The sequence below is a fragment of the Enterococcus sp. 125944 genome, from assembly GCF_051909435.1.
Lineage (GTDB): Bacteria > Bacillota > Bacilli > Lactobacillales > Enterococcaceae > Enterococcus_D > Enterococcus_D gallinarum.
Genome location: NZ_JBQASY010000044.1, coordinates 1 through 4,721, shown reverse-complemented (window position 1 = coordinate 4,721; position 4,721 = coordinate 1). Strand labels below are relative to the sequence as shown.

The 4,721-nt window shown below is 36.7% G+C and carries 8 protein-coding genes; 7 read left to right on the top strand and 1 reads right to left on the bottom strand.

Features of this window, described 5'->3' with window-relative positions:
• The coding region (locus ACTFWY_RS17545) for an ISL3 family transposase (RefSeq protein WP_010730286.1) at positions 1-450 on the bottom strand (450 nt) is incomplete at its 3' end.
• Between the two features lie 756 nt (positions 451-1,206).
• Between ACTFWY_RS17545 and ACTFWY_RS17540 the strand changes: the two genes are divergently transcribed.
• From ACTFWY_RS17540 to ACTFWY_RS17510, 7 genes are all read left to right on the top strand, one after another.
• Positions 1,207-1,392 (top strand): hypothetical protein, encoded by a 186-nt coding sequence (locus ACTFWY_RS17540; RefSeq protein ID WP_029681101.1) that lies wholly within the window; start codon positions 1,207-1,209, stop codon positions 1,390-1,392.
• A 136-nt stretch (positions 1,393-1,528) separates the two neighbouring features.
• On the top strand, positions 1,529-1,819 hold the full coding sequence (locus tag ACTFWY_RS17535; protein WP_010709775.1) for a hypothetical protein: 291 nt from the start codon (positions 1,529-1,531) through the stop codon (positions 1,817-1,819).
• A 277-nt stretch (positions 1,820-2,096) separates the two neighbouring features.
• Complete coding sequence (locus tag ACTFWY_RS17530; protein ID WP_171313740.1) at positions 2,097-2,627, top strand: hypothetical protein; 531 nt, start codon at positions 2,097-2,099, stop codon at positions 2,625-2,627.
• A gap of 78 nt (positions 2,628-2,705) precedes the next feature.
• The gene (locus tag ACTFWY_RS17525; protein WP_010709772.1) at positions 2,706-2,876 is read left to right on the top strand and encodes a hypothetical protein; all 171 of its coding nucleotides are present in this window, start codon (positions 2,706-2,708) and stop codon (positions 2,874-2,876) included.
• Complete coding sequence (locus ACTFWY_RS17520; RefSeq protein WP_171313741.1) at positions 2,873-3,118, top strand: hypothetical protein; 246 nt, start codon at positions 2,873-2,875, stop codon at positions 3,116-3,118. Before ACTFWY_RS17525 ends, ACTFWY_RS17520 begins: the two co-directional genes overlap by 4 nt.
• On the top strand, positions 3,108-3,773 hold the full coding sequence (locus ACTFWY_RS17515) for a DUF2786 domain-containing protein (RefSeq protein ID WP_047334464.1): 666 nt from the start codon (positions 3,108-3,110) through the stop codon (positions 3,771-3,773). Before ACTFWY_RS17520 ends, ACTFWY_RS17515 begins: the two co-directional genes overlap by 11 nt.
• Positions 3,774-3,791: 18 nt before the next feature.
• A complete protein-coding gene (locus ACTFWY_RS17510; RefSeq protein ID WP_080961512.1) occupies positions 3,792-4,586 on the top strand; it encodes a ParA family protein in 795 nt (264 codons plus the stop codon).
• Positions 4,587-4,721: the final 135 nt, after the last annotated feature.

Below are 4,721 nucleotides of genomic sequence, written 5' to 3'. Positions count from 1 at the left end.
CTGGTAATGCTTCGTTGCTTCACGCAAGATCCGTGTCACCGTCCCATCCGAGACGAAGTACTTCTTAGCGATTAGTTTACGTGATTGATTTTCGTACAGTTCCATGAGAATTGCCTGCTTCAGTTCCTTTGTTAGTTGATGATGTTCATCAACTAAGTCCGTTTTCGCAGAAAAGGTCCTTCCACAATCATGGCAGAGAAAACGGGTACGTTTTAATTCTAAAATAGTCAACTTTTCTTTGACTTTCAACATCTGAGTGCGTGTCGTATAGGAACCGTTGCGGATAATACGAACCGATCGACAGTGTTCACAATAGGAAGGAGAGTCATCCAATTTTCCTTTAATAAACTGCGCTTGAACGCCTTTATATTCTTTTTCAATCAGCCATTCTTCATCAAAAAATAAATGTTTATCTGTTAATCCGAGTAATTTTCTAGTATGATTATCCATTGAGAGACTCCTTTGGTAGGATGACGTTTTGGTCGACTAAATTTTACCAAAAGTGAGTCTCTTTTTGAGTTGAAACGAAGAAAAAGTGTTAGTAGAAAATCGCCTTCGATTTTCCACCAACACAAAATATTATAGAACCACTTATTGTAAAGCTTTGAGTAAGCTCCTAATATTTGAATGATTTTCAAGCTATGAATAGGATCAAGGTATTCTGTTGTCAAAGAAGTGAAAAGTCAGAAGATTTTCTAATTCATGCATCAGTCATTTGGCTAGTATAACCTAAACCATAACCTGTCAATCGCCAAGGGTAAAATGCACGCTGCGCGCCCTTGGCAATCGTCAGAACATGGTTTCGAGCCGGTTATGCCAAACGACCGACGCACGAAAAGAAAATCTAATCAGAATTTTCACTTTTGATCTTTGACAACAGAATACCTTTTCTTAATCTTTCAGCTGACTATGAAAGTCACTCAAATCAAAACCTTAGGGGCTTTGCCCCTAACACCCTAGCCAACTCCCTCCACCGAAAAGGTTGGAGGGAAGAACAACTTTCAAAAAAATAAAAAACTTTATTTTTAGGAGGAGTCAACTATGATCACACAAACAAAAAACACACCATATCAAGTCGGAGACATCTTTTATAGCTCCTGGGGCTATGAACAAACCAATGTTACTTTCTGGCAGATCGTGAAATTAACGGAAAAAACCGCCTGGTTTCGACCATTAAAAAAGCAGACTGTCAAAACATATACCTCAATGAGTGGAACGACTGCGCCCATACCAAATGAGTTTATTGATTATCCGCTCGCAAGAACAAAAGACAGCATTGTTAGAAAACGAATCAATTCAGCACTATACCCTAATGAGTTATATGGTAATCGCAGTTGGGACACTTTCTATCGCTATGATGGTCAACCAGTATATGAAAGTAGCTATTATTAAGGGGGATTTCCCCCTTTCAAAGATTTTAACGGTAGCCTTCAAATAGTAGAGATGATTTTGTTTACTGATGATGAAGTATTGAACCCAAAGAACATTAATACGCGAATCGTTCTATAAAAGGATGGGAGGGAAAAAGATGGGTTTGATAGATATTTACCACGAGTTTACCTATATTGGATCTTTTGAGAATACAAATGAAAATATCATTAATTATGTTGCGAGTATTCCACCTTACAAAAATATTTTGCTCGTTGATTTTACAACAGATGATACAGTGCTTACTACGATCGGCAATTTCCCGGACTATGTGTCAGATCAAAAATGGTTAAAAACAATCTTGCCCAAACTGATCGAAAAACAAACTGGAAAACTACCGATCGAAAAAGTCCATATTTTTGATCGGTATGAAGATGCTATGAAGAAATGAGGGAGAAAGATGTATCAATTTTCAAATCGCGAGTGTTTTAATGGGAGATATTTGATTCCAGTCAATCAGTTTAATCAGCACCATCATTGGCCGCCAAGCCATATAAAATGTGATTGTTCCGAGTTGGCAGAACACCAAATAAGAAGAAGTAGAGGAAATTTCTATCCAACCTATATTTGGGAATGTCCCAGCTGTAAAAGTAAGTATCAATTAATACGAGGCACAAGGCAGTTTGAACGCCTTTCTTAGAAAAAAGTCTTTATTTAGAGGTGAAATGATGGAATTGGAGGAGTATGTTGATCGTTATATTGAAATCATTAAAACAGGTGTGACTCGTCTATATCCTGAATGTGATTTGACGAGTTGGCGCTCCTTGAATCTTTTGCATAATGAGTATTTGTTTGCGGTACAAGAATATGATTGTTACGTAGCCAAGCACAAACGTAAACCAGACTATCATGTGTTGATGGAGTATTTTGAAGAATGGGGAATCAATCGTTCAGAGTTGTTTCAGGAAAACGAACGAGTGATCTCAGAACAAGATTTTCTTGAATACTACTTAAATGATGTAAAAAGTAGCGGGTTATTGAAAGCTAGTGAATACACAGAAGAAGATTATCGGTTTATTTTGAAGCGTGAAAGGTACTTAGCAAGCCAAATGTTCAAAAATAATTGCCCTGGCATATATGGATATCAAGAGTTAAATATTCGTCAGTCGAAAAAAAGACAAGACTATTGTTTAAACGTATTAAAAAAACGATTTGAGATAGATTGTGCCGGTTTTTATGCAGGAATGAAAAGAAAATGACCCAAGGGAGGGAAATCGATGGAAAAGAAGTATCGAACAAAATTATCACCGAGTCTATCAAAGGAGTGAAATTTCAAGATGAATAAACGATTAATTGTTGCACTTATTTTAGTAGGGATGGTTACACGATTATTACCTGGCATGATTCAACTAGGACTGTTTGCTAGTTTATTCATTTATTTGTTTTTGTCCTGGGACGAGTATATGTATAAGTATGAAGTAGAAGAAAGAAGGGAGTTTTCTAAATGAAAAAAGATGATTCAAGTCCACATGTGAAGGTAAAAGCTCCACATGTGGAAGAAAAAGTAAGAATTGATTGCTTAGTCTCAAGAGAAGTGAAAGAAATGTGGAAGGAGATTGTCGCAAGAGATCGAGCAGAAAGTAACATGAGGTATTTTCCAGATCATACACTTGAACGAATGATTCGAGCAGAATATCAAGTGATGAAAACATTTGGTATTCAAGGAAGGAGGATAAAAAATGAGCGATAAACGATTTATGAAAATTCAAAAGCTTTTAGCTTTAGCGAATGATGCAAATGACGAAGAATCCATGAGTGCATTAGCTAAAGCACAAGAGTTAATGCTTGCTTACGGAGTATCTGAAGAACAACTATTTGATTGTGAACAATCTTCTTTTGAAGAGAAAGTGGTTGATTTTGTTGTCTATCAAGGAAAGCCGCAGAAATGGGTATATCTCTTAGCAGGAGTTATTTATTGGAATTTTCGCGTGAAATATTACTATGTAGCAGGTACACCAGTTGAATTGCATTTTTTAGGAACAAAATCAGATGTAGAAATTGCGGATATTACGTTTCATTTTGCGAAAGGTAGTATTGCTTATTGTGCAAGAACGTACATGCAACGGCCAGAAATCAAGCGAAAAAGAAAACGAAAATGGCAGTTAAAGCAAGATTATATTCAAGGATATCTTGCAGGATTGCAGGAACAGTTCTGGGAACAAGTAAAAACAAATGGGTATGAATTGGCATTGCAAGTACCAGAATATGTACAAAAAGAGTTTAACGAATTATCGCTAGTACCAGGAAAAGACATATCTCAGAAAATAAAAGATCTGGGAGCATTTCAGGAAGGCGTACGAGAAGGAAAACAATTAAGACAAAAGGAACGCCTAGAATATCAATAATAAAGAGAGGGAAAAACAATGACAAAGTATATTGCAGTAAACAATAAAAAAGGCGGTACAGGAAAAACAAGTGTATCTTGTATGTTAGCAGTATATCTTTCACGATTTGGCCAGACATGCTTGATTGATTCCGACGAAAGCGGAAATGCAACAAAACGGTTTACCGAAGAAATCGAGGAACAAGCAGAATTGACACGATTATTTAGACGTCAAGAAGTGGTCCCAATGGCAGTAAGAGAGCAGTTGGATTTAGTGGCAGGTACAGCTGAATTAGAGCTAGTAAATACGGAATTGATTCAGCGAATCAACAATACCTTGATCTTTAGTAGCTATTTACGCCAATTTGATACATTCAAGAAGTATGCGTATGTTGTAATCGATACACGAAACGATAGCAATATTATCACGAATAATATGTTAGCAGCTTCTGATCTCGTTTTAGGTGTGTCTGATCCAAGCGCAGACGGTTTCGAAGCACTCCTAAACTTAAATGGACATATCGAGTATCTAGCGAATGAATTAACAGATGTGTTTACTGGAAAAAGCTATGTTCATGCGGAGGTACGCTATATAGGAAACCAAATTGCGCATAATACCGATGTTTCTCGGCAATTCAAACAAATTATTTCAGGAAATGATATGTTTTTAGGTTATTTCCAGGATCGTACCGCATTCAACGAAGCTAGTTTACAGCGTATTTCTTTATTAGACTTATTTGAACAAGAAAAGTACCAACAAAAACAATACCAGGAGTTCAAGAAGCAAACGTATGAATTGTTAGATAAGATCAAAACTTGTATTGATGGTGATTAGGAGGCGAGCGAAGCAATGCCTCCTAAATCCCTATGGAAAATCCCTATGGAAAATCCCTATGGAAAATCCCTATGGAAAATCCCTATGGAAAATCCCTATGGAAAATCCCTATGGAAAATCCCTATGGAAAATCCC

Coding starts and splice junctions, on each gene's coding strand:
- ACTFWY_RS17540 (WP_029681101.1), top strand. CDS start 1,207: ATGAGTGGAACGACTGCGCCCATACCAAATGAGTTTATTGATTATCCG.
- ACTFWY_RS17535 (WP_010709775.1), top strand. CDS start 1,529: ATGGGTTTGATAGATATTTACCACGAGTTTACCTATATTGGATCTTTT.
- ACTFWY_RS17530 (WP_171313740.1), top strand. CDS start 2,097: ATGGAATTGGAGGAGTATGTTGATCGTTATATTGAAATCATTAAAACA.
- ACTFWY_RS17525 (WP_010709772.1), top strand. CDS start 2,706: ATGAATAAACGATTAATTGTTGCACTTATTTTAGTAGGGATGGTTACA.
- ACTFWY_RS17520 (WP_171313741.1), top strand. CDS start 2,873: ATGAAAAAAGATGATTCAAGTCCACATGTGAAGGTAAAAGCTCCACAT.
- ACTFWY_RS17515 (WP_047334464.1), top strand. CDS start 3,108: ATGAGCGATAAACGATTTATGAAAATTCAAAAGCTTTTAGCTTTAGCG.
- ACTFWY_RS17510 (WP_080961512.1), top strand. CDS start 3,792: ATGACAAAGTATATTGCAGTAAACAATAAAAAAGGCGGTACAGGAAAA.